This window comes from Chryseobacterium sp. W4I1, assembly GCF_030816115.1.
Classification (GTDB): Bacteria; Bacteroidota; Bacteroidia; order Flavobacteriales; family Weeksellaceae; genus Chryseobacterium.
This window is the reverse complement of the sequence record NZ_JAUSXQ010000001.1, coordinates 1,718,155-1,742,740: the sequence shown is the minus strand read 5'-3', so window position 1 is coordinate 1,742,740 and position 24,586 is coordinate 1,718,155. Positions and strand designations below refer to the sequence as shown.

General features: G+C 37.7%; 21 protein-coding genes. 14 read left to right on the top strand and 7 right to left on the bottom strand.

Translation table 11 applies throughout. The features are described 5' to 3' along the window. Positions 1 to 55 precede the first annotated feature (55 nt). From QF044_RS08020 to QF044_RS08005, 4 genes are all read left to right on the top strand, one after another. A complete protein-coding gene (locus QF044_RS08020; protein ID WP_307265750.1) occupies positions 56 to 1,585 on the top strand; it encodes an aldehyde dehydrogenase family protein in 1,530 nt (509 codons plus the stop codon). Positions 1,586 to 2,118: 533 nt separating this feature from the next. After that, positions 2,119 to 2,502: a DUF779 domain-containing protein gene (locus QF044_RS08015; RefSeq protein ID WP_307265749.1), complete on the top strand. Its 384-nt coding sequence runs from the start codon at positions 2,119 to 2,121 to the stop codon at positions 2,500 to 2,502. A 424-nt stretch (positions 2,503 to 2,926) separates the two neighbouring features. Continuing rightward, positions 2,927 to 5,722, top strand: a complete 2,796-nt coding sequence (locus tag QF044_RS08010; protein ID WP_307265747.1) for a SusC/RagA family TonB-linked outer membrane protein — start codon at positions 2,927 to 2,929, stop codon at positions 5,720 to 5,722. A gap of 15 nt (positions 5,723 to 5,737) precedes the next feature. Then, positions 5,738 to 7,195, top strand: coding sequence for a RagB/SusD family nutrient uptake outer membrane protein (locus QF044_RS08005; protein WP_307265745.1), 1,458 nt, complete (start codon positions 5,738 to 5,740; stop codon positions 7,193 to 7,195). Between the two features lie 107 nt (positions 7,196 to 7,302). Here QF044_RS08005 and QF044_RS08000 read toward each other — a convergent pair whose 3' ends face one another. Then, positions 7,303 to 8,502: a dicarboxylate/amino acid:cation symporter gene (locus QF044_RS08000; RefSeq protein WP_307265743.1), complete on the bottom strand. Its 1,200-nt coding sequence runs from the start codon at positions 8,500 to 8,502 to the stop codon at positions 7,303 to 7,305. 93 nt (positions 8,503 to 8,595) lie between these two features. On the opposite strand from QF044_RS08000, the gene QF044_RS07995 reads away from it, so the two are divergent. The 7 genes from QF044_RS07995 to pdeM all read left to right on the top strand — a co-directional run bounded on the left by QF044_RS07995 (position 8,596) and on the right by pdeM (position 16,648). Then, positions 8,596 to 9,507 carry a J domain-containing protein gene (locus QF044_RS07995; protein WP_307265741.1) on the top strand — a complete coding sequence of 304 codons (912 nt, stop codon included), beginning with the start codon at positions 8,596 to 8,598 and terminating at the stop codon, positions 9,505 to 9,507. A gap of 3 nt (positions 9,508 to 9,510) precedes the next feature. Next, the gene (locus QF044_RS07990; protein WP_307265739.1) at positions 9,511 to 9,813 is read left to right on the top strand and encodes a chaperone modulator CbpM; all 303 of its coding nucleotides are present in this window, start codon (positions 9,511 to 9,513) and stop codon (positions 9,811 to 9,813) included. 42 nt (positions 9,814 to 9,855) lie between these two features. After that, positions 9,856 to 10,386: a hypothetical protein gene (locus QF044_RS07985; RefSeq protein WP_307265738.1), complete on the top strand. Its 531-nt coding sequence runs from the start codon at positions 9,856 to 9,858 to the stop codon at positions 10,384 to 10,386. Positions 10,387 to 10,665: 279 nt separating this feature from the next. Beyond that, the gene (locus QF044_RS07980; protein WP_307265736.1) at positions 10,666 to 11,688 is read left to right on the top strand and encodes a ligase-associated DNA damage response exonuclease; all 1,023 of its coding nucleotides are present in this window, start codon (positions 10,666 to 10,668) and stop codon (positions 11,686 to 11,688) included. Then, positions 11,685 to 13,265 (top strand): ATP-dependent DNA ligase, encoded by a 1,581-nt coding sequence (locus QF044_RS07975; protein ID WP_307265735.1) that lies wholly within the window; start codon positions 11,685 to 11,687, stop codon positions 13,263 to 13,265. The genes QF044_RS07980 and QF044_RS07975 overlap by 4 nt, the downstream gene beginning before the upstream one ends. Position 13,266: 1 nt before the next feature. Next, positions 13,267 to 15,717 carry a ligase-associated DNA damage response DEXH box helicase gene (locus tag QF044_RS07970; RefSeq protein ID WP_307265734.1) on the top strand — a complete coding sequence of 817 codons (2,451 nt, stop codon included), beginning with the start codon at positions 13,267 to 13,269 and terminating at the stop codon, positions 15,715 to 15,717. Between the two features lie 286 nt (positions 15,718 to 16,003). Continuing rightward, positions 16,004 to 16,648, top strand: coding sequence for a ligase-associated DNA damage response endonuclease PdeM (gene pdeM, locus QF044_RS07965; protein WP_307265733.1), 645 nt, complete (start codon positions 16,004 to 16,006; stop codon positions 16,646 to 16,648). 85 nt (positions 16,649 to 16,733) lie between these two features. Here the strand turns inward: pdeM and QF044_RS07960 are convergent, their stop codons facing one another. The 3 genes from QF044_RS07960 to QF044_RS07950 form a co-directional block, all read right to left on the bottom strand. After that, entirely contained in the window at positions 16,734 to 17,150 is a 417-nt protein-coding gene (locus QF044_RS07960; RefSeq protein ID WP_307265732.1) for a darcynin family protein, read from the bottom strand. Positions 17,151 to 17,217: 67 nt separating this feature from the next. Then, positions 17,218 to 17,793: a Crp/Fnr family transcriptional regulator gene (locus tag QF044_RS07955; RefSeq protein WP_307265731.1), complete on the bottom strand. Its 576-nt coding sequence runs from the start codon at positions 17,791 to 17,793 to the stop codon at positions 17,218 to 17,220. A 49-nt stretch (positions 17,794 to 17,842) separates the two neighbouring features. Further along, positions 17,843 to 19,057, bottom strand: a complete 1,215-nt coding sequence (locus tag QF044_RS07950; protein WP_307265730.1) for an MFS transporter — start codon at positions 19,055 to 19,057, stop codon at positions 17,843 to 17,845. Positions 19,058 to 19,207: 150 nt separating this feature from the next. On the opposite strand from QF044_RS07950, the gene QF044_RS07945 reads away from it, so the two are divergent. Together QF044_RS07945 and QF044_RS07940 are read left to right on the top strand one after the other, a co-directional pair. Beyond that, positions 19,208 to 19,798 carry a TetR/AcrR family transcriptional regulator gene (locus QF044_RS07945; protein ID WP_307265728.1) on the top strand — a complete coding sequence of 197 codons (591 nt, stop codon included), beginning with the start codon at positions 19,208 to 19,210 and terminating at the stop codon, positions 19,796 to 19,798. Positions 19,799 to 19,866: 68 nt separating this feature from the next. After that, positions 19,867 to 20,631, top strand: coding sequence for a DUF3817 domain-containing protein (locus tag QF044_RS07940; protein ID WP_307265727.1), 765 nt, complete (start codon positions 19,867 to 19,869; stop codon positions 20,629 to 20,631). 60 nt (positions 20,632 to 20,691) lie between these two features. On the opposite strand, the gene QF044_RS07935 is transcribed toward QF044_RS07940, so the two are convergent. From QF044_RS07935 to QF044_RS07925, 3 genes are read right to left on the bottom strand one after another with little or no spacing between them, the layout of a single operon-like run. Further along, complete coding sequence (locus QF044_RS07935) at positions 20,692 to 21,639, bottom strand: nitrilase family protein (RefSeq protein ID WP_307265726.1); 948 nt, start codon at positions 21,637 to 21,639, stop codon at positions 20,692 to 20,694. 58 nt (positions 21,640 to 21,697) lie between these two features. Beyond that, the gene (locus QF044_RS07930) at positions 21,698 to 22,498 is read right to left on the bottom strand and encodes a helix-turn-helix domain-containing protein (RefSeq protein ID WP_307265725.1); all 801 of its coding nucleotides are present in this window, start codon (positions 22,496 to 22,498) and stop codon (positions 21,698 to 21,700) included. Positions 22,499 to 22,500: 2 nt separating this feature from the next. Continuing rightward, complete coding sequence (locus tag QF044_RS07925) at positions 22,501 to 23,739, bottom strand: Na+/H+ antiporter (RefSeq protein WP_307265724.1); 1,239 nt, start codon at positions 23,737 to 23,739, stop codon at positions 22,501 to 22,503. 245 nt (positions 23,740 to 23,984) lie between these two features. Between QF044_RS07925 and QF044_RS07920 the strand changes: the two genes are divergently transcribed. Next, complete coding sequence (locus tag QF044_RS07920) at positions 23,985 to 24,491, top strand: pyridoxamine 5'-phosphate oxidase family protein (protein ID WP_307265723.1); 507 nt, start codon at positions 23,985 to 23,987, stop codon at positions 24,489 to 24,491. The last annotated feature ends 95 nt before the right edge of the window (positions 24,492 to 24,586 follow it).

Below are 24,586 nucleotides of genomic sequence, written 5' to 3'. Positions count from 1 at the left end.
CTTTTTCATTTGTAAATGTAATTTAGGCATTACTAAAAAAAATAAAATTACTTATATGAGCACAATTACAGAACCAAAATCAGAAACCGCTTTTCAGTGGCCAGAATTTAAAAACAAATATGATAATTATATCGGCGGTAAATTTACACCTCCGGTAAACGGACAGTACTTCAATGTAGTTTCTCCGGTGAACGGGCAGAATTTTACCCAAGTGGCACATTCTTCCAAAGAAGATTTGGAACTGGCCGTGAATGCCGCTGATAAAGCATTCCAGACCTGGAAAAATACATCTTCTACAGAGAGAAGCATTATATTAAATAAAATTGCGGATAGGATCGAACAAAATCTGGAGCATCTAGCCATTGTTGAAACCATCGACAACGGAAAAGCTGTAAGAGAAACGCTTGCTGCCGATTTACCCCTTGCTATAGATCATTTCAGATACTTTGCTTCGGTAATTCGTGCAGACGAAGGTTCTCACAATGAGCTTGATAAAGATACCGTATCCCTGATTGTTCATGAACCTCTTGGAGTGATTGCACAGATTATCCCATGGAATTTTCCGATACTGATGGCTGTTTGGAAGTTGGCTCCGGCTTTAGCCGCGGGAAACTGTGTAGTTCTGAAGCCTGCAGAAAGTACTCCTGTTTCCATTATGGTTTTAATGGAAATTATTGGCGATCTGTTACCAGCTGGGGTTATTAATATTGTCAACGGCTTCGGTGCAGAGCTTGGAAGAGCATTAGTGACCAATCCCAAAGTGGCAAAAGCAGCATTTACAGGGTCTACCGCTACGGGCAGACTTGTCATGCAATATGCGACAGAAAATATTATCCCTGTAACTCTTGAGTTGGGTGGTAAATCTCCAAATGTATTTTTCAGCTCAGTAATGGATGCAGATGACGAATTCCTTGATAAAGCAATTGAAGGAGCTGTTCTCTTCGCCCTTAATCAGGGAGAGATATGTACGTGTCCTTCAAGACTGCTCGTTCAGGAAGATATTGCAGATGCATTCATCGAAAAAGTGATCGAAAGAGTGAAAGCTATTAAAGTAGGAAACCCGCTTGATAAAACGGTTATGATGGGTGCTCAGGCTTCACAGATCCAAAAAGATAAGATTCTTTCCTATATTCAGTTAGGAAAAGAAGAAGGAGCAGAAGTTCTGGTTGGAGGAGATATAAATAACGTGGGAGAAGGCCTGGAAGAGGGTTTTTACATTAAGCCTACCATATTCAAAGGAAACAACAGGATGAGAATTTTCCAGGAAGAGATCTTCGGTCCCGTGCTTGCGTTCACTACTTTTAAAGATGAAGAAGAAGGAATTAAAATCGCCAATGACACGATCTACGGACTTGGTGCGGGAGTATGGACAAGAGATGCCCATCAGCTATATAATGTTCCCCGCCAGATACAGGCCGGAAGAGTTTGGGTGAATCAATACCACTCCTATCCTGCCGGAGCACCTTTTGGAGGATACAAACAGTCGGGAATAGGCAGAGAAAACCATAAAATGATGCTGGATCATTATCGTCAGACTAAAAATATGCTGATCTCCTACAATAAAAACAAATTAGGTTTCTTTTAATTTTAAATATTAGGGCGTGCCCGTTTGCCCCGGAATACCGGGGCAAAACGGTCGGGCTTTCCAGGGCTTCACTTCGTTTCGGTGCTCCATTTCATTCCGCACCGGCTCGTTCCTCGCCGCCCTTCCTATCCCTCGCGCAAAGATTGACTGTCTTAAATATTTCGGGTAAACAGAGAAGGGGAATTTTAATGTGAATAGTCAATTTTGCTACGTAAGTCATGGTCAATAATCCTGTTGCTAGTAAAATTCACAATTGACCATTCACCATTGGCTAGTTCATCATTCAAAACTAAACCAACCAAACTCCAATACATATGATTTCAAAAACAATGAAAGCTGCAATAGTGAAAGGCTACGGTCAGCCAATAAAAATAGAAGAAATTCCGGTAAAAGTACCCGGAAGATATGAGTATTGGTAAAAAAGTAATCCCCTGTGGAGTTTGTCATATGGGCTTACATGCTATTGATGGCGACAAGCCGGCAAAACCTGGAAAACAAACCTATCATCTTAAATTGAACCCAAAAGCAGAAAAATGGAAACTAAAATATCAAGATTATCCGCTACAGAAAAAGCATTAGATATCATTTATGAGCTCGAAGATAAATACGGAGCCCTGATGTTTTACCAGGCTGGAGGATGCTGTGAAGGTACCCAGCCACAATGTTTTGAGAAAGGAGGATTCTTTCCCAGAATGAATGATGCCATGATAGGAACCATTAACGGCCATGAATTCTGGATAGACCGTGACTTATTTGAATATTGGAAGTATTCCCATTTTACATTGGATGTTGTAGACGGTTTCGGTCCGGGTGGGTTTTCATTGGAAACACCGTTGGGAAAAACATTTAAAATTCATTATAAACTTTTTACCCCTGAAGAATATACAAACTTAGAACCAGTAAAACGTAGCGAATAAAGGTATAGTTGAACTAACCTATGGGAACGAGACTGCCTGCAGAGGCAGTCTTTTTATTTTTAATTAAAGCTTTTTGCATAAATGTTACGAATGTGGTTTTTGAGATTTTCTTTTTTCTTTAAAATTCGGCTTATGTTAAGTTTATTTTATTCTTTATTTTTTATGAATACATTTATATTTTTAATCTATTGTAATAAATTAATGTAATTTAATTTTGCTCTTACTTTTTGTTAAAATTCTATTAACATTCAACTTGCTTTATTTTTCGTTAAATTTTTAAATACAATTAATTTTTTTCTTTATCATTTTTCAGGTATTGCTGGTAATATTGCCAATTACATTTCCTGTTTTCAGATTTTAATCAATTGACGTTATTGATATTTATTAACATATTTGTCGCTTGAATATATTAAAATCTGTTAATATGAATGTGAGATTGCATGTATTAAGTGCCGGAGCTCTGTTTTTTTTAGGACAAGCTGCCTTTGCACAAAAAACTAAGAACGATTCTGTTCTGAAGGAAAATAAGATCGAAGAAGTGATCGTTACCGGATACCAGAAGAAGAAAGCAGATGAAATCACTCAGGCCCAGGCCGTTGTAGGAGGAGATGAAATCAGAAGGAACTCTCCTACCACCTCTATCGGAAACTCTTTACAAGGTAGAGCTTCAGGGGTATTTGTACAAAGTAGCACAGGACAGCCGGGTGCTGCCGCTACAATTCAGGTTCGAGGGATCGCTGGTGTTGGAGGGTCTTCAGAACCTACTTATGTGGTGAACGGGATGTATATGACTGCAAGGCAGTTTAGTGCAATCAATCCTGCGGATGTAGAATCTATTTCAATTCTTAAAGATGCTGCTGCTACAGCGCAGTATGGAGCAAGAGGAGCAAATGGTGTAGTTGTGGTAACTACAAAAGCTGGAAAAGCTGGAAAAACTCATTACTCATTTGAAACTAAATTTGGTTTCAGTGAAAGGTTGAAGGACAATAACTACACTATGATGAACTCAAGAGAGTTGATGGGTTTCCAAAATCAATTGGGATATCTTGGTTTTAAGCCTAGATCTCAGGAGGAAATGGACCGACTTGCTGCTTTTGATCATAATTGGCAAAAAGATTTGTTAAAACCTTCAAGCATCCAGTCTTACTTATTTAGTGCACAGGGAGGATCCAAAGAAAGCACTTTTTATTACTCATTAGGATATGATTCTGATAACGGAATTATTAGAGATATAGACGGACTTAAAAGATATACCGGTAACTTCGGATTTACAAATAAATTAAGTGAAAAGCTGAACGTAGGAATTAACCTTGGAGTTCAGTATCAGGTTACTCAGAATTTCAGAGACAGAAATAATACACAGAATCCTTTTGGAGCAATGTATAAATATGCTCCTTATGAGCCTATCTATAACCCGGATGGAAGTTATAACCAGACCATGAGAGCTGGTTCAAACGTTGTAGAGCAAATTCGTAATTATACTCTGGAGGATCAGAGATTGAGAATTCCGGTAACTTTATTTGCTGAATATAAAATCATTGATGGTCTGAAATTTAAAACCAATTTCAATGGGCTTTATGACTGGTATTTAGGAACTCAATGGCTGAGAAAAGGTTCAAACCTTGATTTAACAGTAAACGGGGTTCCTACAGGTTCATTGAATAAAAATTCATTCTATACATTTAACTACACATGGAATAACTCCGTTAATTATAAAAAATCATTCGGAAGCCACAACTTTGATTTCTTAGGATTTATCGAGTATAATGATAACTTCAATGAAACAGTGAACGGAGGTGCTTATGGATTGAAATCACCTGTACTTAGTGTTCCTTCCATTACTACCCCTTCAGACAGAAATACATTTACCGGAGTTAAAACAAGAAATACCCTATTCAGTTTAGCAGGGATGATCAATTATGACTATCAAGGTAAGTATTTGGTAACAGGATCATTGAGAAGAGATGCTTCATCAAGATTTGGGGCCAATAATCAAAGCGGAGTATTCTGGTCTGCAAGTGCAGCTTGGAATATCGCGAAGGAAGACTTTATGAATGGTGGCTTTATCAATGATTTGAAACTTAGAGGGTCATACGGTACAACAGGTAATGATGGCACATTGCCTGATTATTACAATGTAACCAATATCAGTTATGGTTTATACGGTTCTAATGGAGCTTTATACCCTGGGACATCTTCACAAGGAAACTATATTATTGGTAATACAAACCTTAAATGGGAATCTAATGCAATTACCAACTTAGGGGTTGATTTCACCATGTGGAACAGAAGAATCCGTGGATCTGTAGAAGTATACCAGAATAAGAGAAAAGACTTTGTGCAGCTTGTACCTTTGGATAAACAAGAAGGAGGCCTTTACCAATATATTAATGCAGGTGATATGTCCCAAAAAGGACTTGAAGTTGAGCTTAGTGTAGATGTTCTTAAAAAGAAAGATTTCCAGTGGAATTTACATGCTAACATCTCTTTCCAGAAATCAACTCTTGACAGATTAGCAGATGGACAGACTGAAAGAAACTTAGGGTATACTTATCTTAAAGTAGGTGAATCTCCATATGTATTCTACAATGTTAGGTTTGCAGGAGTAGATCCAAATAATGGAGATGCGTTATACTATGATAAAGCGGGGAACATTACTAATGTTTATAGTGCATCAAATGCAGTTCCTCTTACGGACAAATCACCTTTCCCAAAAAGCTTTGGTGGATTCGGAACTACTTTTCAGTATAAAGGACTTGATTTCAGCGCCGACTTTGCATTCAAGTTAGGAGGATATACTTATAACAATATGTACGCAGCGGCTGTTGACCCAACTCTTGCTGTTGCCGGCAGAAATATGGCACAATCTGCGGCTAATGTTTGGCAAAATCCAGGTGATACAGGAGTATTCCAGAAAGTGGATTCAAACGGGATGCGTGATTCAGACCAATGGATTGAAAAATCAGATTATTTAAGATTAAGATCACTGACATTAGGATATACGTTTGATAAAGAATTCCTTGGAGAAGGATCACCAATCAATAAGCTTAGAGCATATGTACAGGGGCAGAATTTATTTACGGTAACTAAATTCCACGGAGAACCTGAAGTTTCATTAGGATCTGCAGATTCTACTTCAATGTTTGTTCCGGGATCATACAATCTTTATACTTACCCTGCTATAAGAACAATCTTGGTAGGATTGCAATTAGAATTTTAATACTGAATTAGCTTTATGAAAAAGAATATAATAAAAATAAGTTTAGCAGCGTTGACGGTCTTTGTTTCGTTGACGTCTTGTGAAAGAAATTTAGATCAGATATCATCCATTAATGAAGATCAGGATCAGGCAATGACCAGAGCCGAATCATTCAGACAGGCTATGGATGGTGCCTATACAGCTCTTAAAGGAGGTGGATATTATAGTGGAGATACAGGGAGTCAACTTATTATGGGAGATCTTACTACCGATAATTTAGTTCGTACTGCTTCGGGAAGGAATACCAACTTTGCCGCATCAAACTTCGAATTTTCTTCAGATAACTCACAGACAACAGGATTGTATAATGCAGCATATCTTGCGATCAGCAGAACCAATTTTGTTTTGAAATACATCAATAATGGGGTATTATCTGGGACACAAAAAACAAATATAGAAGCAGAAGCAAGAGCGCTTAGAGCAATTGTTCATTTTGACATTGTAAGAGCCTATTCTCAGATCCCTACACAATCTGCAGGAGCAAAGACTTCTATCGGGATTTATTATTCAGAAACATACTCTCCTTTAAATAATACATCATCCCGAAACCTGACCGTTGAACAGGTATATGATAAAATTATAGCAGACCTTTTATTTTCAGCTGATAATATTACACAGAATGATGCTGACAAAGGAAGATTAAGTAAAGCTGCTATCTACGGGTTATTATCAAGAGTTAATCTTTATAAAGGTGATTACGCTAATACAATCAAGTATGGGGAATTAGCATTGGGACTTTCACCGAGTGTTACTCAAAGATCTAACTTTTATGCTATTTGGAAAGAAAAAGAAGGTAATGTTAATGACGGTGTTCTATTTCAGGTATCAAATGCTGCTGCAGAACAGAATACAGTTGGGGCAGCCTACAACCAGGCAGTTCCTAGTTTAAGATCAGAATTTGTAGTAGATTATGATCTATATACAGCATATACTGATAATGATGTTAGAAAGTCTGCTTACTTCACTACGAGCATATACAGTAAGCAAAAATACAATCACGTAACAAAATATGCAGGTAATGGTGGACCATCTAATATTGTACCGATTAAATATCTGAGATCGGCTGAAGTATTGTTAAACATCGCTGAGGCATATTACAGATCAGGTGATCAAGCTTCAGCTCTTACTTTGTTAAATAAATTAAGAGTTGAAAGATACACAACATTTACTCCTGGAACAGAAGCAGGACAGCTTCTTTTAGACGCTATCTTAAAAGAAAGAAGATTGGAGCTTGCCTTTGAAAATGACAGATGGTATACATTGAAGAGATTAGGTCTTCCGGTTCAGAGATCAGGCAAAGGAGATCTTTTTGACGGCACAGGATCACCAGCTGTTAAGCAAACTCTTGATGCTGGAAATACCAAATGGCAATGGCCAATTCCTATCACTGCTATTCAGGCAAACCCGAATATTAAGCAGAATGAAAACTATTAATTATTAATAGGATCAATATAAGAAGCCCCATGAAAATGGGGCTTCTTTTGTTTTATACTAATACTGTTTTGTCAAATTATGCTGCGATTAGTTGTTTGAAAATAAAGTCAGACCTTCACAAACCTATTCACAAACATCGCGGCTACAATATCACCTACAGCATTCAGAACAGTGGCCAAAGGATCTACCAGCGTTCCGATAATCATCACTGCCGGAATAGCTTCCTGTGGTAATTTATAGACCGAAATCATCAGCATTTCACCAATATATCCGCCATTGGGAATTCCACCAGCAACAATACTTACAAAAACAGTAATTCCTAAAGCCAGCAGCAAATTAGCCGGATCAAAAAAATCTTTTCCAATGATCAGAAACGCGACGTATATTTTAATAATGGAAGACATCGAAGACCCGTTCTTATGCAGGGTTGTGCCGATAGGGATTACCAGATTGGCAATTGAATTAGGAATGCCAATTTTCGAGGCGGCCTGGAGATTTGCCGGCATTGTGGCAAAGCTGCTGCAGGTACTTAGAGCCGTTAATGTAGGATATACGGCATTTGTCCAGAAACTTTTAATACCCTTTTGTCCGTTGGCCATAAATGTATACAGAGAAAAAAATACAAAGAAATAAACAATTCCTGCAATATAATAAAGTCCTAATGGTTTAGCATAAAATCCAAAAAGCTGAGGCCCCAAAGTAGCTACCTGATAAGCGAAATAAGCCCCAAGACCAATAGGTGCCAGTTTCATGATCAGTAAAAGAAGCTCCTTCATTACCTCATATCCCGAAGCAATAAAAACTCTGAACGGCTGGCCTTTTTCTCCGGACTTTCTTGCCGCAAATCCTGTCATAAAAGCAAAAATAAGAAGAGCCAGCATATTTTGTCTTGAAAACAGTTGAGTAAATTCTCCAACCGTAAAGAAACTTACAATCCTATTTCCCCAGCTGTCTTCACTGGCAGCTTCAGAAATCATTTCCGAACTGCCGGAAACTCCCGAAACAGGAAATACATACACTGCGCAGATGGTAAAAACAGCTGCTGTCAATATAAAAAACAGAAAAGTAAAAGACATCACCAGGATGATCCTTCCAAACTTAGACTGCTGTTCCAGGGAAGCAATGGAATTGGAAACAGCAAAAAATACCAACGGTACCACACTCACAAAAAGAAGGTTCAGGAAAATATCTCCCAGGGGCTTAATATATTCCACAACACCCGGAGCAGTAATGCCTATGACGCTTCCGGCCATAATTCCTAAAAGTAAAAGTATAATTCCTGAATAGTTTTTTAGTACCTCTTTCATTCAACGCTTTTTATCAAAGATAGGTTTATTTTTAACATTCTATTATAGAATTTTCAGGCATAAATTTCATAAATTTGAGTAAATATCGTTTGTATGGCGTATATAGATTACTATAAAATTTTAGGCGTAGATAAAAGCGCAACTCAGGATGACATCAAAAAAGCCTATCGGAAATTGGCCAGAAAACATCATCCTGACCTCAATCCCGGCGACAAAGAAGCTGAGAAAAAATTCAAAGAGCTGAATGAAGCTAATGAAGTGCTTAGTAATCCCGAAAACCGTGCGAAATATGACAAATACGGGGAAAACTGGAAGCATGGTGAAGAATATGAAAAAGCCCAGCAGCAAAGGCAGTACCAGCAGCAAAATTATAGTGGCGACGGATTTTCCGGTGCCGATTTTGGTGAAGGAGAAGATTTTTCAGACTTCTTCCAAAGTATGTTTGGTGGTACCGGAGGCGGTTTTGGGAAAAGCTCACGGGGAAGTTCTTCAGGGAAATTCAAAGGACAGGATGTGCATGCCGAATTGAATTTGAATTTAAAAGATGCCGCCCAGACCCATCCACAGACTTTTGAGATCAATGGTAAAAAGGTAAGAATAACGATTCCTGCCGGGGTATATGATGGCCAGCAGATCAAATTGAAAGGTCACGGAAGTCCTGGCTTTAACGGAGGTCCAAACGGAGATCTGTACATCACATTCAATATTCCGGTGCATCCTGATTTTGAAAGAATTGGAAATGATCTGAAAACGAAAGTTTCAATAGATCTGTATACTGCCATTTTAGGTGGCGATGTAAAAGTGAATACACTTGATGGAAGTGTCAATTTGAAAGTAAAACCTGAGACACAGAATGGAACAACGGTTAGACTGAAAGGAAAAGGTTTCCCAATGTATAAAAAAGAAGGCCAGTCCGGAGATCTTTTTGTGACATATGAAGTAAAACTGCCGACAGATCTTACAGACAAGCAGAAAGAACTTTTCGAACAACTTAAAAATTCATAAGCCATGAATGAAAGAATATCGCGCGAAGAACTCGTAAAAATATACAATGTAGAAATCACTTTTTTTGATGAACTGGTGGATGTTGGGCTACTGAAGGTGGAAACAGAAAATGAAATCCGGTATTTACTCTATGAAGATCTGCCTGTTTTTGAAAGATTTACCAATTGGCATTATGATCTGGAAATCAACCTTCCCGGTTTGGAGGTGATTCATAATATGCTTAAAAAAATGGAGGATTTAAAAAAGAGAAATCGGGATCTGATGAATAAACTTTCTGCAATAAGTGACCAATATGAAGATATTTGATTTAGTTTTGTACCCTTTAAAACAAATTAAATATTCTAAGAAATGAATGGAGAGAAAGTCATCAGATTAAATGTAAATAGAAAAGATTTTGAAGAAATTTATTTCAGCGGTAATCAGGGAAGTTTATTCTTTTCACAGAGTACTAAAGGAAAAACAGTCACCACTGCAGTGGTAGGATTGATTTTGCTGATCTTATTCTGTTTTAAAGGTGATTTAAGCAAAGAAAAATTTGGAATCTTATATTTCGTAAGCTTTTTATTCCTTCTTTGTACCGTCTACCTTTCTTTAAGTATCAATAAAGTTTCCAGGTGGAAAAAAGAGGTCAACAAATATTTGAAATCTCTGGAAAATTCCGAGATCTATGAAATCCGGTTTACTAATGAAATCTTCAATGTTAATCTTAATCATCAGGAAGAGTTGAGCAAATGGGAAGATTTTAAATACTTTAATGTCAATGATAAATTTATTTCGCTCGAAGGAAAATTTAATTATATGTTTCCGCGAAAATCGATGAGTAAGGCAGATTACGACACACTTAAACAGACATTAAAGAAAAACATTATTCTATCCTGAAGATAATACAGGAATAATAAATAATAAGCAGTGAGAATCGCAGGATTTTCACTGTTTTGCTTTAAACTAATCTACCTGTTCTATCCTATGTTCTAACAAAGCTACAAACATACTTTCAATGCGGAATATCAGAATTGTGAAAATTAAGAATGAATATCTCATTAACTTCTATGATTTTGAAAATGAAATGACATCTACATACTATCCTTTGTTATAAAATTTAGAGTTCATCCTAATTTGGTGGGATTTTTGAATGTAAAATATAAACCAATCACACCATTGAAATTAATAACATTCACAAAAGAAGGAATTTACTGTCCGCAGGGAAAATTTTATATTGATCCCTGGAGACCAGTCGATATGGCAGTCATCACACACGGGCATGCCGACCACGCACGCTGGGGAATGAAAAAATACCTTTGTCACCATTTTACAAAACCAATTCTTTATCAGAGAATCGGATTGGATATTGAGTGTCAAAGCGCTGGCTATGGTGAGGTCATTATGCTAAACGGGGTAAAAGTATCACTCCACCCTGCTGGGCATATTATCGGTTCAGCACAGATAAGGTTGGAATACAAAGGATATGTTACCGTTATTTCCGGCGATTATAAAGTACAGGAAGACGGATTGAGCACTCCTTTCGAAGTGGTAAAATGCCATGAATTTGTTACAGAAAGTACTTTCGGGCTGCCCATTTATAACTGGCTGGAAGTTCCGGATCTCAATAAAAAACTTCAGTCCTGGGTATTGAAAAATAAAGAAAATTCAAAAACATCTGTATTTGTAGGGTATTCGTTGGGTAAAGCCCAGAGGATTATGAAAGCCGTTGAAGGAATGGGAAAAATTCATGTCCACTACTCGATTGGTAAGCTTAATAAAGCTTTTGAAGAAGTTGGAATTGTACTTCCTGATTATGAGGTTCCTGATTTCAGGGAAAGCATCAAACATGCTGATGGTGATATCGTGATTGTTCCCCCAGCTCTGCTGGACAGTAATGTCATCAAGAAAATTCCTGATGCAGCAACAGCGATTTGCTCTGGCTGGATGCAGGTTCGTGGTGCCAGAAGGTGGCGAAGTGCCGATGCCGGTTTTCCGATGAGCGATCATGCCGACTGGAAAGGATTGTTGCAAGCTATAAAAGCTACGGAAGCCGAAATTGTTCATGTCACACACGGACAGACCGAAGTTTTTTCAAAATACCTGAATGAAATTGGCATCAAGGCAGATGTTGTGCAGACCCAGTTTGGTGAAGATGAAGAAGACGCAGAAAAAGAAATCATTGAAAATCCTCAGCCATGAAACATTTTGCAGACCTTATCAATGCCCTGGAAACCACCAATAAAACCAACGCAAAGATAGATGCCATCATCGATTATCTGGAACGTGCTCCCGATGAAGATAAAGTATGGTTTATTGCTTTGTTTACAGGAAAAAGACCCAAAAGGAATGTCAATACCAATTATATGAAAGAATGGGCGCTGGAGATCACAGAACTGCCTTTCTGGTTGTTTCAGGAAAGCTATTCTTCGGTTGGAGACCTGGGGGAAACGATTTCCCTCATCCTTCCTCCGCCTTCACACAAAATAGACCGTACACTTTCCCAATGGATGCTGGATATTGTTAATTTAAAAGACAAGTCAGAAACCGAAAAAAAAGCATTTGTGTTGCAGTCATGGAATGGTCTGGATTATACTGAACGTTTGATATTCAATAAATTACTCGGTGGAAGTTTCAGAATTGGGGTTTCAGATAAAACCCTCATCAATGCTCTTACAAAATTTACTTCACAGGAATCAAGCACTTTGATGCACAGTCTGATGGGTAAATGGATTCCCGGAGAAGCCTCTTTTCACGAACTGATTTCCGCAGAAAATATCAATCCGGATAATTCAAAACCCTATCCTTTCTGCCTCGCTTATCCACTGGAAAAAGAATTGGAAGACCTCGGAGATCCTAATGACTGGCAGATTGAATATAAGTGGGACGGCATCCGTGGACAGATCATCCGGAGAAATGATGAAGTCTTTATCTGGTCAAGAGGTGAAGAGCTGGTAACCGATCAGTTTCCTGAAATCAAAGACACCGTTCTGGCCATGAAAGGCAACTTTGTTTTAGATGGAGAAATACTTGCGGTAAAGGATTCTAATGTTTTAAATTTTAATGAATTACAAAAAAGATTAAACAGGAAAACTTTAACAAAAAAAATGCTGACGGATATTCCGATCCAGGTTTTTGTTTATGACCTTTTGGAGCTTGAAGGAACCGACCTTCGGGAAAAACCAATTGCAGCCAGACGGGCCATGCTTGAAGAATTACTGTTGAATGAAACTCCCGAAAATATTAAACTTTCCAAGGTCATTGACTTTGAAAAATGGGAAGACCTGAATTTAATAAGAGAAGAATCCAGGGAAATCAACAGTGAAGGACTAATGCTCAAACAGAAAAATTCGGTTTATCATTCCGGAAGAAAAAAAGGCGACTGGTGGAAATGGAAAGTAAGTCCGTTAACCATTGATGCCGTCTTGATTTATGCCCAAAAAGGAAGCGGAAGAAGAAGCGCCTACTACACCGATTATACATTTGCCGTGAAAAACGGCGATGTTCTTGTCACCATCGCAAAAGCCTATTCCGGATTGACCGATAAAGAAATCATGGAAGTCAGCAAATTTGTCAATAAAAATGCTATAGAAAAATTCGGACCTGTACGAACAGTAAAGGCTGAGCTTGTTTTTGAGATTGCTTTTGAAGGTATAGGATTCAGCAGCAGGCATAAAAGCGGTGTTGCTTTAAGGTTTCCAAGAATCGTAAGATGGCGGAAAGACAAAACAGTGGCAGAAATTGATGAACTTGAAGAAATAAAAAAACTCATCCAATAATTTGAAAACATTCGAAGATACCAATGGATTTAAGGTCATTCAGCAATGGATGGCTGATAAAGGTATTGCCCCCTTTAAATTTCAGACCGATACATGGCAGAAATTTGGAAACGGATACAGTGGAATGGTTGTGGCACCAACAGGTTTTGGGAAAACTTTTTCCGTTTTCCTGGCTTTAGTTTCAGATTTTATGAACCATCCTGAAAAGTACAAAAAAGGATTAAAAATGATCTGGATCACTCCATTGCGTTCTCTATCAAAGGATATTGCCAAAGCCATGCAGGAAGCTATGGATGAGATTGGTCTCGATTGGACAGTTGGCGTAAGAAATGGAGATACCGAACAAAAGGTAAAACAGCAGCAGCTCAGAAGTATGCCTGAAATTCTGGTAGTCACTCCAGAAAGTCTGCACCTGCTTTTAGGACAGAAAAATCATGCCCGGTTCTTTCAGGACACCAAATGTGTTGCTGTGGATGAATGGCATGAATTACTAGGCTCAAAACGTGGTGTAATGGTCGAACTTGGTATTTCACAGCTGAGAAAATATGTTCCCAAAATAAAAATCTGGGGAATCACAGCAACCATTGGAAATTTAGACGAAGCCATGGATGTTTTAATCCCTTACGATATAAAAAAAACGAAGATCACTGCTAAAGAACATAAGAAAATAGAGATTCTTCCTGTTTTTCCTGATGAAATTGAAATTCTTCCGTGGGCTGGACATTTAGGAGCAAAACTGGCAGACAAAATTGTCCCTATCATTCTCAATTCAAAATCTACCATTGTTTTTACGAATACCCGGAGCCAAAGTGAAATGTGGTATCAGCTGTTGCTTAGTGCTTACCCGGATTTTGCGGGCCAGATCGCCATTCACCACAGTTCTATTGATGCTCATCTCCGGATCTGGATTGAAGAAAATCTAAGTTCCGGAAAGCTGAAAGCGGTAGTATCAACATCATCTTTAGATCTTGGAATAGATTTTAAACCTGTAGATACCGTCATCCAGATTGGCTCAGCAAAGGGAGTTGCAAGATTTCTGCAGCGGGCCGGACGAAGCGGACACTCCCCTTTTGAAACCTCTAAAATCTATTGCGTTCCCACCCATTCTCTTGAACTGATTGAAGTCGCCGCCCTTAAAGAAGCCGTTAAGCAGAAAGTGATAGAACCCCGTGATCCGCAAGTTCTGTGTTTTGATGTGCTGGTTCAGTTTCTGATGACCCTGGCAGTAGGTGACGGTTTTTATCCCGAAGAAACATTTGAAAGGATTAAAAAAACATTTGCTTTCCAGGAAATAATGGAACAGGAATGGAAAAGTATTTTGGATTTCCTGACCATTGGCGGAAGCGTTTTAAAAAGTTATGAAGAATTTCATAAGATCGTCATTATGGAGGATGGCCTCTATAAAGTAACCTCACGTAAGATCGCTATGCTTCACCGGATGAATATGGGGGTCATTGTAAGCGATGCCATGCTGAAAGTAAAATTTATTTCCGGCGGCTACATCGGAATGGTAGAAGAATATTTTATTTCAAAATTAAAAAAAGAAGAAAAATTTATCCTGGCTGGCCGAACGCTGGAAGTGGCCATGATCAAAGATATGACCGTTTATGTCCGTGCAGCTAAAGGAAAAGCGATGGCCCCAAGTTATCTGGGCGGTAGACTACCTTTAAGCTCAAATTTAGGGCACTTTTTAAGAGAAAAATTATCCGGAGCCTTAAACCCGAAAGCTTCTGAAAAGGAATTGAAATTTCTACATCCATTATTGGCCAACCAGGAAAAAAATTCACACATTCCTAAAGATGATGAATTCCTTGTAGAACTCATCAAAAACCGGGAAGGCTACCATTTGTTTATGTATCCTTTTGAAGGTCGGCTGGTGCACGAAGTAATGGCAGCTCTGATTGCCTACCGAATTTCAAAACTGGCACCGATATCTTTCTCTATGGCGATGAATGATTATGGTTTTGAACTCTTCAGCGATAAGGAAATTCCTCTGAATGAGGATAATCTCAATAAAATCCTGACCCGGGACAACCTGATGAATGATGTGATTGCCAGCATCAATTCTGCAGAAATGGCCCGAAGAAAATTCCGCGATATTGCTGTAATCTCCGGAATGGTGATCCAGAATTATGCAGGAAAGCAACGCTCCAATAAATCTTTACAAAGCTCCGCAGGACTTATTTTTAAAGTACTGGAAGACCACGATCCTGATCATTTTCTGGTAAGGCAGGCCTATACCGAAGTTTTCAATATGCAGCTTCAGGAGCCACGACTCGTGGAAGCTTTTAAAAGAATCGAAAAGTCAAAGATCATTTTAAAATATTCCCATACCTTTACTCCTTTAAGTTTTCCGATAAAAGTGGACAGCTTACGGCAGACATTATCAAGCGAAAGCCTGGATGCGAGGATCAGGAAAATGGTGGAACAGGCGAGGAAGAGAGGGTTTTAGAGTTTTAGAGTTTTAGAGTCAAAAATATAAATTACAAGTGGTAACATCAGTTTGGATTCTGAAATTAAAAATCATTTAAAAAATGGATGTACAACAAATAGATGTTGAACCTCATTCTCTTCTCAAAGGGCGGATTTTTGCAAAGTAAAAAGACGGTAGTTAAATTAAAAAACTTCTTTTGGAATTTATACTCACTACAAAACTTCCCTTTTCCCATCTTCAGACCTCCAGCCTCTAATTTAAAAAATCATTCATACATTTGACATCACACATTCTACAGAAAAAATTGAACATCGCCGTAAAAAATATCATCATCAACAACGAAGTTTTTACTTTAACCAATCAACGTGCAGCGTTCTGGAAAAATGAAAAAGCATTAATCTTATCTGATCTCCACATTGGTAAGACTGCCCATTTCCGGAAAAACGGAATAGCCCTGGCCAATCATATCATGAAAAGTGACCTGGAAAGACTTTCCGTTTTGATCGAGTATTTTCAACCGGAGAAATTCATTGTAGTCGGAGACTTGCTTCATGCCGGAGACAATTCCGATGTAGATGAATTCTGCAGTTGGAGAAACCAGTATCCGGATCTCCAGTTTTATCTTATTAAAGGAAATCATGACCGCTTATCTGCAGCATTAGAAAAGAAATTATGCTTAAATTTTAAATCCGAAATTCTGACCATCAATGAATTTACCTTTATTCATGATTTTGACAAAACATTGCCGGATTTTCAGATCACAGGACATATTCACCCCGGAGTTGTACTGGATTCTTCCGTAAAAAAAATAAGACTTCCCTGTTTTGTACAAACTGAAAATCAGCTTCTTCTTCCGGCCTTCAGTGAGTTTACCGGGCTGGATACTAAAAATATTCCTAAAAATGGGAAGTTCTATGTATTTACAGATTCAGAAATTCATGAGATCTAGCGACTATATTTTATTTAAATAATTAAACCCGTCTCTTGTAAAACGGATTCTATTAATTCATCTGCTTTTTGAATAGATTTCTAATTTATTTTTTTAATTTTTCATTGAAATCTTCAAACAGATTTTCCTGGCCTACAATAATATCGACGATATCAAAATAAGGCTCTCCGTAAATTTTGGAATCCCTTAAAAGCTCTATCAATAGCTTATAGTCTTCCAGATTGGTCGTAGTGATCATCATAAAGTCAGAAGTTTTTGAGTGGAAATATTCAGAATCATAAAGTTTTACTTTCGTAGTCTTTCCAACCTTTTCAAATATTGGTGTTACGTTGCTTTCAAAGAAGGTACTTCTTTCTTCCCTTGATAATGAGAGCCATTTTGATGTTGCGTTCATCAATACCAGAATAGTGTAAGGTTTTGTATTGTTCATAAGGTTTCTTGTCTGTGCATTGGAAGTTCCAACTACCAATACCGTTAATAATGTAAATAAGATTGTTTTCATTTTGTTGTTTATTGAAATACAAATTTCAGTATTGACAAAATGAAATCCATTTACATAGGTAAAGAAATTACCTGCCTAAACGTTTTCTTCTGATTCTGCTTAATTGTGTTGGCGTGACACCTAAATACGAAGCAATATGATATTGTGGAATCTGCTGTTCCAACTGGGGAAATTGTTTTTGAAAAAGTAAGTAACGCCTATCAGCATCCAGCAATACAATTTCAATTTCCCGTTGTTCTTTTTGTACGAAAAAAATTTCTGCTAATTTTCTTGCTACCCTTTCAATATCCGGGTGGTCCTTGTAAAGATCTGTAAAGTTTGAAAAATTAGCCGTTAATATTTTACAATCCGATAACGCTTGTTGGATGATTTGATTGGGTGCTCCGGTAATTAAAGAAGCATATCCGCCAATAAAACAGGGTGAAACAAAGAAATGTTTATTATATTCTACTCCTTCTCTGCTTCTATAAAAAGCTCGGATGATTCCTTCCTGCAAAAAACCAATTTGAGTTGCCACCTGATTTTCCTCTATAAAAAATTCCCCTTTTAAAAGTGTTTTTTCAGAAAAAATTGGATGTAATGCTTCCCAGCCAATCTCCGAAACTGGATTTAAACTGTTGATATATTTTTTTAAATCTGTCAAAAGACTAATATATATTTCAAATGTACAATTTTGAATAAAATTTTCGGATTTATTTTTTATTTAATCGAATACTGTAAAGTGTGATCAGTACCGTAGCTAATAAAAACAATGCTCCAATCAAAGGTGTACTGGCCAGTCCCAAAGAAGAAGTTACAATCAATCCTCCTGTAAAAGAGCCAATAGCAATTCCTATATTGAATGCTGCAATATTAACTCCTGATGATACATCTTCTGTTCCCGGAAGCTCTTTTTCAGCAATCTGTACTACCAAGAGCTGAAGTCCCGGTACCGTAGCAAATGACAGACCTCCTAAAAGAAAAAGTGTGATAATACTTAAGATTTGATTACCTGCCGTAAAATAAAAAGTCAACAATATCAACCCTTGTCCTGCAAACATCCACAGAAGTGCTTTTAGAGGGTTTTTATTCGCCACTTTTCCACCCAACAAGTTTCCTAAAGCAATGGCAATTCCATAGATAAGAAGAATCAAAGTAACGGTAGATTCCTGAAATCCTGTGATTTGTTGTAAGATGGGTGAAAGATAAGTAAACACGACAAATGTTCCTCCGTATCCCATTGCAGTCATTAAAAATGCAAAGAGCAGACGTCTGTTTCCCAGTACTTCGGGCAAACTTTTTAATGAGGCTGTTTTACCGCTTTTAAGATGGTTCGGCACCAGTAAAAGACTGACAATTAAACCTATAATTCCTAATATAGAAACCCCTATAAAAGTTGCTCTCCATCCGAAATGCTGCCCAATAAAAGTTCCCAGTGGAACTCCAGTTACAATGGCAAGTGTAAGTCCTGCAAACATAATTGAAATAGCAGTTGCTCTTTTCTCCTCTGGAACCAGCGATGCTGCAATGGTTGAGCCGATAGAAAAGTAAACCCCGTGAGCAAATCCCGTAAGAACTCTGGCCATGATCAGCGTGATAAATCCGGGAGCGATTGAAGCAAGTCCGTTTCCTATCACAAATAATATCATAATGGAAACCAACAAGGTTTTTCGCGGTATTTTCCCCGTTAATGCTGTCAGTACAGGAGCTCCGATCGCTACTCCAATCGCATATAGACTTACCAGTAGTCCTGCTGATGGAATGCTGATTCCAAGATCCCCTGCCACGGTAGGAAGAAGCCCAACAATAACGAATTCTGTAGTTCCTATTCCAAATGCACTGATAGTTAATGCCCATAATGCTGCCGGAAGACCTTTACTTTTTAAAGCAGTCTCCGCTTTTACCTGTATTTCCTTTTGATAATTCATTGCGTTATAATTTTGTTGAATTGACTATGCAAATTTCCGATGAATTATTGTATTATAAAAATTATTTAAATTGTATAGTAGTATCATAATTATAATAGCTTGTTTTCTTGAACAAAAATTCCGTTCCTTTGCATAAAACCAGCTTATTTAATGAAAAAATCAGAAGTTACCCGCCTGAATATTCTTCAGAAAGCCTTTGAGCTCATCTACACAAAGGGTTATCAAACGACCAGCATTGATGAGATTATCGCTACAACCCAGGTGACGAAAGGAGCGTTCTATTATCATTTTAAAACCAAAGATGAAATGGGACTGGCGATCATTAATGAACTTTTGAAAAACAGTTTTAAAAGCACTTTTATTGAACCTCTTCAAAATACTGATCATCCACTGGAGAGTATTTATCATTTGGTATACGGTATTCTAATGGAAAACGATTTTCTAAAGGTTGAATACGGTTGCCCTGCCTCCAATTTCACCCAGGAGATGGCTCCCTGGCATATAGATTTTACAAAAGCTCTTAATGAACTTTCTTCAAGATGGGAAAACGCTATAATCACCTGTATTGAAGAAGGCAAGAAAAAAGGTTCTGTAAAAGAGGATATTAATGCCAAAGAAATTGCTGTTTTTGTAATGTCCGGTTATTGGGGTGTCCGGAATTTAGGCAAACTGGAAAATTCAAAATCGGTGTATCTGGTTTATTTAAAAGGTCTTAAAGCTTATTTCAAGTCTTTGGAATAATTTTTTCCTCAAAAACATACTAATCAGTATGTTTTTTATTATATCTTTGGATCACTAAAAAAATACTGATGTACCAAAGTATTACATTTCTCCATTCCCTCTTCAGATGGGTTGTTTTATTAAGTCTTATTTATGCGATCTGGATCTCTTTTAAAGGATTTTATCATCGTAAACAATTTTCTAAAACGGATAATGCAGCCAGGCACTGGACCGCCACCTTTGCTCATGTACAATTGGTCCTGGGAATTATTTTATATTCTAAAAGTCCTATTGTAAAATATTTCTGGAAAAACTTCGGCGAGGCTAAAGCATCTTTAGATCTGGTATTCTTCGGAATGATTCATATTCTGATGATGATCACGGCTATTATCCTGATCACCGCAGGTTCAGCTTTAGCGAAAAGAAAAGAAACGGACAGAGAAAAATTTCAAGACGATGCTGGTCTGGTTCACTATTGCTTTAGCTGTCATTTTCATTGCCATTCCGTGGCCATTCTCTCCTCTTGCCAACAGACCCTATTTCAGATAATTATGATACATTTATTAAAAACAAAAATCGGCCGCCTGAGAATTCTGGCTATCCTGGAAGGAATCTCTCTATTGACTTTAGTTTTCATTGCCGTTCCTATGAAGTATTGGCTTGATAATCCTGCCTTGGTAAGGATGATAGGACCCATTCATGGAACATTATTTCTACTTTTCCTGTTTAATACTTTAAGTGTAGGTGTTGAGCAAAACTGGAAATTTAAAGAAATCACCTGGAAAGTGATTCTGGCATGTTTTATCCCTTTCGGAACATTCTACATTGATAAAAAGATCCTCAGTAGATTATGAAAAAGTATTGAGAAAAACCCTTGTCAAGTTTTAAACCCTGACAAGGATATCTTCCAATTCTTAATTTTTCAGCCAGACTACTTTCTGTTCAGAATGATGCTCCATTCCAATAATATGCCTGTACAATTCCGGACGTCTTGCTTTTATATATCTGTTTCCTCCGGCTTGAGTAAGTTTTTCAGGAGTAATAACAGCGGTTTCAAAGCTGTCTTCAAACGAGCGACATTCTGTGATAATATCTCCAAAAGGATCAATGACCATGGAGCAGCCATTTTTAAGCTGGTCATCATCCATCCCGACAGGATTGGAAAAAACAACATAGATTCCGTTATCATACGCTCTTGCAGGCAGCCATTTCATGAGCCAGTCTCTTCCTTTCATCCCATCAAATTCTAAACGAAGTGATGTAGGATCGGTTTCCCTGTTCTGCCATAATTCCGGATCTACAAATCCTGCTCCCGGTCTTGTAGAAGAGGTGCACATCGTGACGTGCGGCATAAAGATAATATTGGCTCCCAAAAGTCTCGTCGTTCTCACATTTTCGATAATATTATTGTCATAGCAGATCAGAATACCACATTTCCAGCCTTCAATATCAAAAATACAGTATTGATTTCCGGGAGTCAGGTGAGGATTGATAAATGGGTGGAGCTTTCGGTACCTGGCTTTCAGTCCGGTTTTATCAACACAAACATACGCTTTGAAAAGGTTGTCATGCTCATCTTTTTCAAATAATCCGGCAAGAATAGTAATATTGTATCGAGCTGCAATATTCTGTAATCTTTGAATGCTTTTTCCCTCAGGTATAAGTTCTGCTATATCAATCATCTGCTCTCTGGAAAGCTTTCTCGCAAAAGTATATCCTGTAATTGAACATTCATGGAAAGCAATAACCTGAGAACCTTTGGCTGCTGCTTCTGCTGCTAATTTCTCTATAACCGAGAGATTGTAGTCTTTGTCACCACTTTTATTTTCAAATTGTGCTGTAGAAATTTTGAGATTGTTCATACTTTTTTCAGCAAAATTAGGCAGCCTGATCTTTCAGAAATTGTAAAAAACCGACATTCTAATGGTATGGAAGTTCTATGAAATTTACGGCCAGCTTATTTTCTGTTTTCAGATATTGGTTAGGAGTCAGCCCAATTGTGTTTTTAAATTCTCTGATCAGATGAGACTGGTCAAAATATCCTGCTTCATAAGAAATACCGGTCATGGTTTGATAATCAGTATTATTTTTCATCAGGCTTAAAAAATGATGAAGCCTGAGAATTGTATTGTATTTTTTAGGTGATATTCCGATATGATCTTCAAACTTTCGTTCAATATGCCGTTCAGAATACCCTGTAAAATGTTCAAGCTCTTTCAAAGACAAGGCACCTTTGTTTTGAAGCATATATTGCTGGGCTTGTATCAACCATGAATCCTGATTTCTTTTCTTTGAAATAAGCTGAAAAAAGTAAGCATTTAATGCCATTATGATAGATTGGGGATCTTCTTTTTTATAAAGGCTCTCCTGAAAAGGCATCAGCTGTTCCTTCACAATATCTGAAGCCGAAATGATCTCATTTTTAATTTCTTTGGCAGATACATCAAAAAGCAGGTTGAAAAAATAAGGCTGAAATACAACCGCTAATAAAGAAAATGTCCCTTTTGTAGTCAGATTTTTATACTGCGTAGGCTGTCCATAAAAAAAAGATAGCGGAAGGTATTGATCTGAATCATCCTGCATATGGATATCAGAAGAAATGATTAAACCAGTGTTACCATCTGCAAACAGGCGTAATTTCTTAACAGCATCTTTGCTATTCTCTAAAAATATATAATGTTTGATATAGCATGCCAGCTGCTTGGGAGGAGCTATTTGCATGATTATAACTTCAGTTTTTTTATGATCCATGGTAAGGTAAGTCCCTGTCCTAAAAGTGAGATTAAGACAACTGCTATGGACAGGAAGATCATTTCATTACGTAAGGGGAAAGGCTCGCCGTCGTTTAATGTCGCGGGAAGTCCCAGAGCAATTGCTAAAGATACAATTCCACGCATTCCGGACCAGGTGATGACAAAACTGGTTTTTGAATCAAATAATGCTTCCTCACTGATTTTCCTTTTACCCTGAAAAGCTTTCTGAAGATTGAACTGTTGCAAATATACCCTTGCCATCCTGATCAGCAGGGTGACCAAAACAATCACAGCTGCATAACCTGCATAAGTCCATATCTGAATATGGGGTATTTTTTTTAGGATAATTGGAAATTCAAGGCCAATTAATAAGAAGATAAGTCCATTGAGCAGGAAAATAATAATGTCCCAGAAATTCCTGGACTGTTCTTTCACACGATCCGGAAATTTATTTCTGCTGAGCCTGGACATTCCCAAACCGAGAACAACTACAGCAATAACCCCGGAAACATTGAAATGCTCTGCAATAAGATAAGTGACGAAAGGCATTAAAAGGATGAGACTGTTGACCACCATTGCATCGCTTCGGAAAAATCCGATCGTGAGTGCTAATGTTTTAAAAATAATCCAGCCAATAAGAAATCCGCCCCCCAACACAACAAAAAATTCCAATGATGCTTTCCAGGTGACAAAACTTATTCCGGTAACAGCAGCCACAGCAAAGCGATAGGCAACCAAAGCTGAAGCATCATTGATGAGGCTCTCCCCTTCCAATATAGTCATTGTTTTATGGGAAAGACCCAATCCTTTTGTAACCCCTACTGCTGCTACAGCGTCCGTAGCTGACAGGATAGAACCCAGCACAAAAGCCAGTGGCCAGGTCATTCCCGGAATGACATAATATGCGATAACGGCAATACCTGCCGTGGTTAAGAACACTAATCCTATCGCTAATGTTCCAATGGTATTGATATTGGTTTTAAACTGCTGAAAAGAAATATTGAATGCGGCATCATACAATAATGGCGGCAGAAACAACAGCATAATAATCTCTGGATTGATCTCAATTTCAGGCATAGCCGGGACAAAACCTATTAAAATACCTGCAATTAACAGCAGCATAGGGACAGGGATTTTTATTTTTCCTGCCAGGCCAGATATTCCGATCATTAAGGCCATAATCACTAAAATGACAGCATAGTTTTCCATCAGGTTATATCGTATTCAGATTGTTGAATTCTTTTGTAAAAGAATTATTTAACAAAAGTAATTATTTCTGAGCACTATGCTCATTTTCAGTTTTATCATCTATCAATAAAAATAATTTAAAACAAAGGTCTTTTATAGAAAAATATTGAAATTATTTCGTTTTTGGTTAGATTTTTGAATTATGCCTGCTACACTGAATGATACATTCACTCTTTATTCTAAATCAATCACTAAAATATTATATTATGTCAACACAAAATTTAGCTCACCTCGAAGCCATTAAAAAGATTAAGGAACTTTCTGAAAAAGCAAGAATATGTATGTTCTGTACTGAACTTGAAACCATTCCCGTAAATTCTCGTCCTATGACTCTGCAGGAAACAGATGAAAGCGGAAATTTATGGTTTATCAGCAGTGGAACAAGCAATAAAAATTTTGAAATAAAAGAAGACCGCCGGGTACAGCTATTCTTTATGAATAACAGTGATTCTCAGTATCTTTCTGTTTACGGGCAGGCATCTGTCTATAAAGACAAAGCTACCATCGAAGAAAAATGGTCGCCAATGGCGAAGGCATGGTTTGATGGAAAAGATGATCCGGATGTTACCATTATCCGTGTAGAACCTAAAGAAACCTACTATTGGGATACCAAAGCAGGGAAACTAGTTAGTTTATTAAGTTTTGTGGCTTCCGCAGTGACAGGAATTAAAACTAATAATTCTGACGGCGTGGAAGGAAATGCCGTTGTATAAAATAAAATTCGGCTTCGAGAATCGAAGCCGAATTTTTATAACATAAATATTAAAATAATCCTGGTAGATCTGAGATGCTCAGATACCAGGATTTT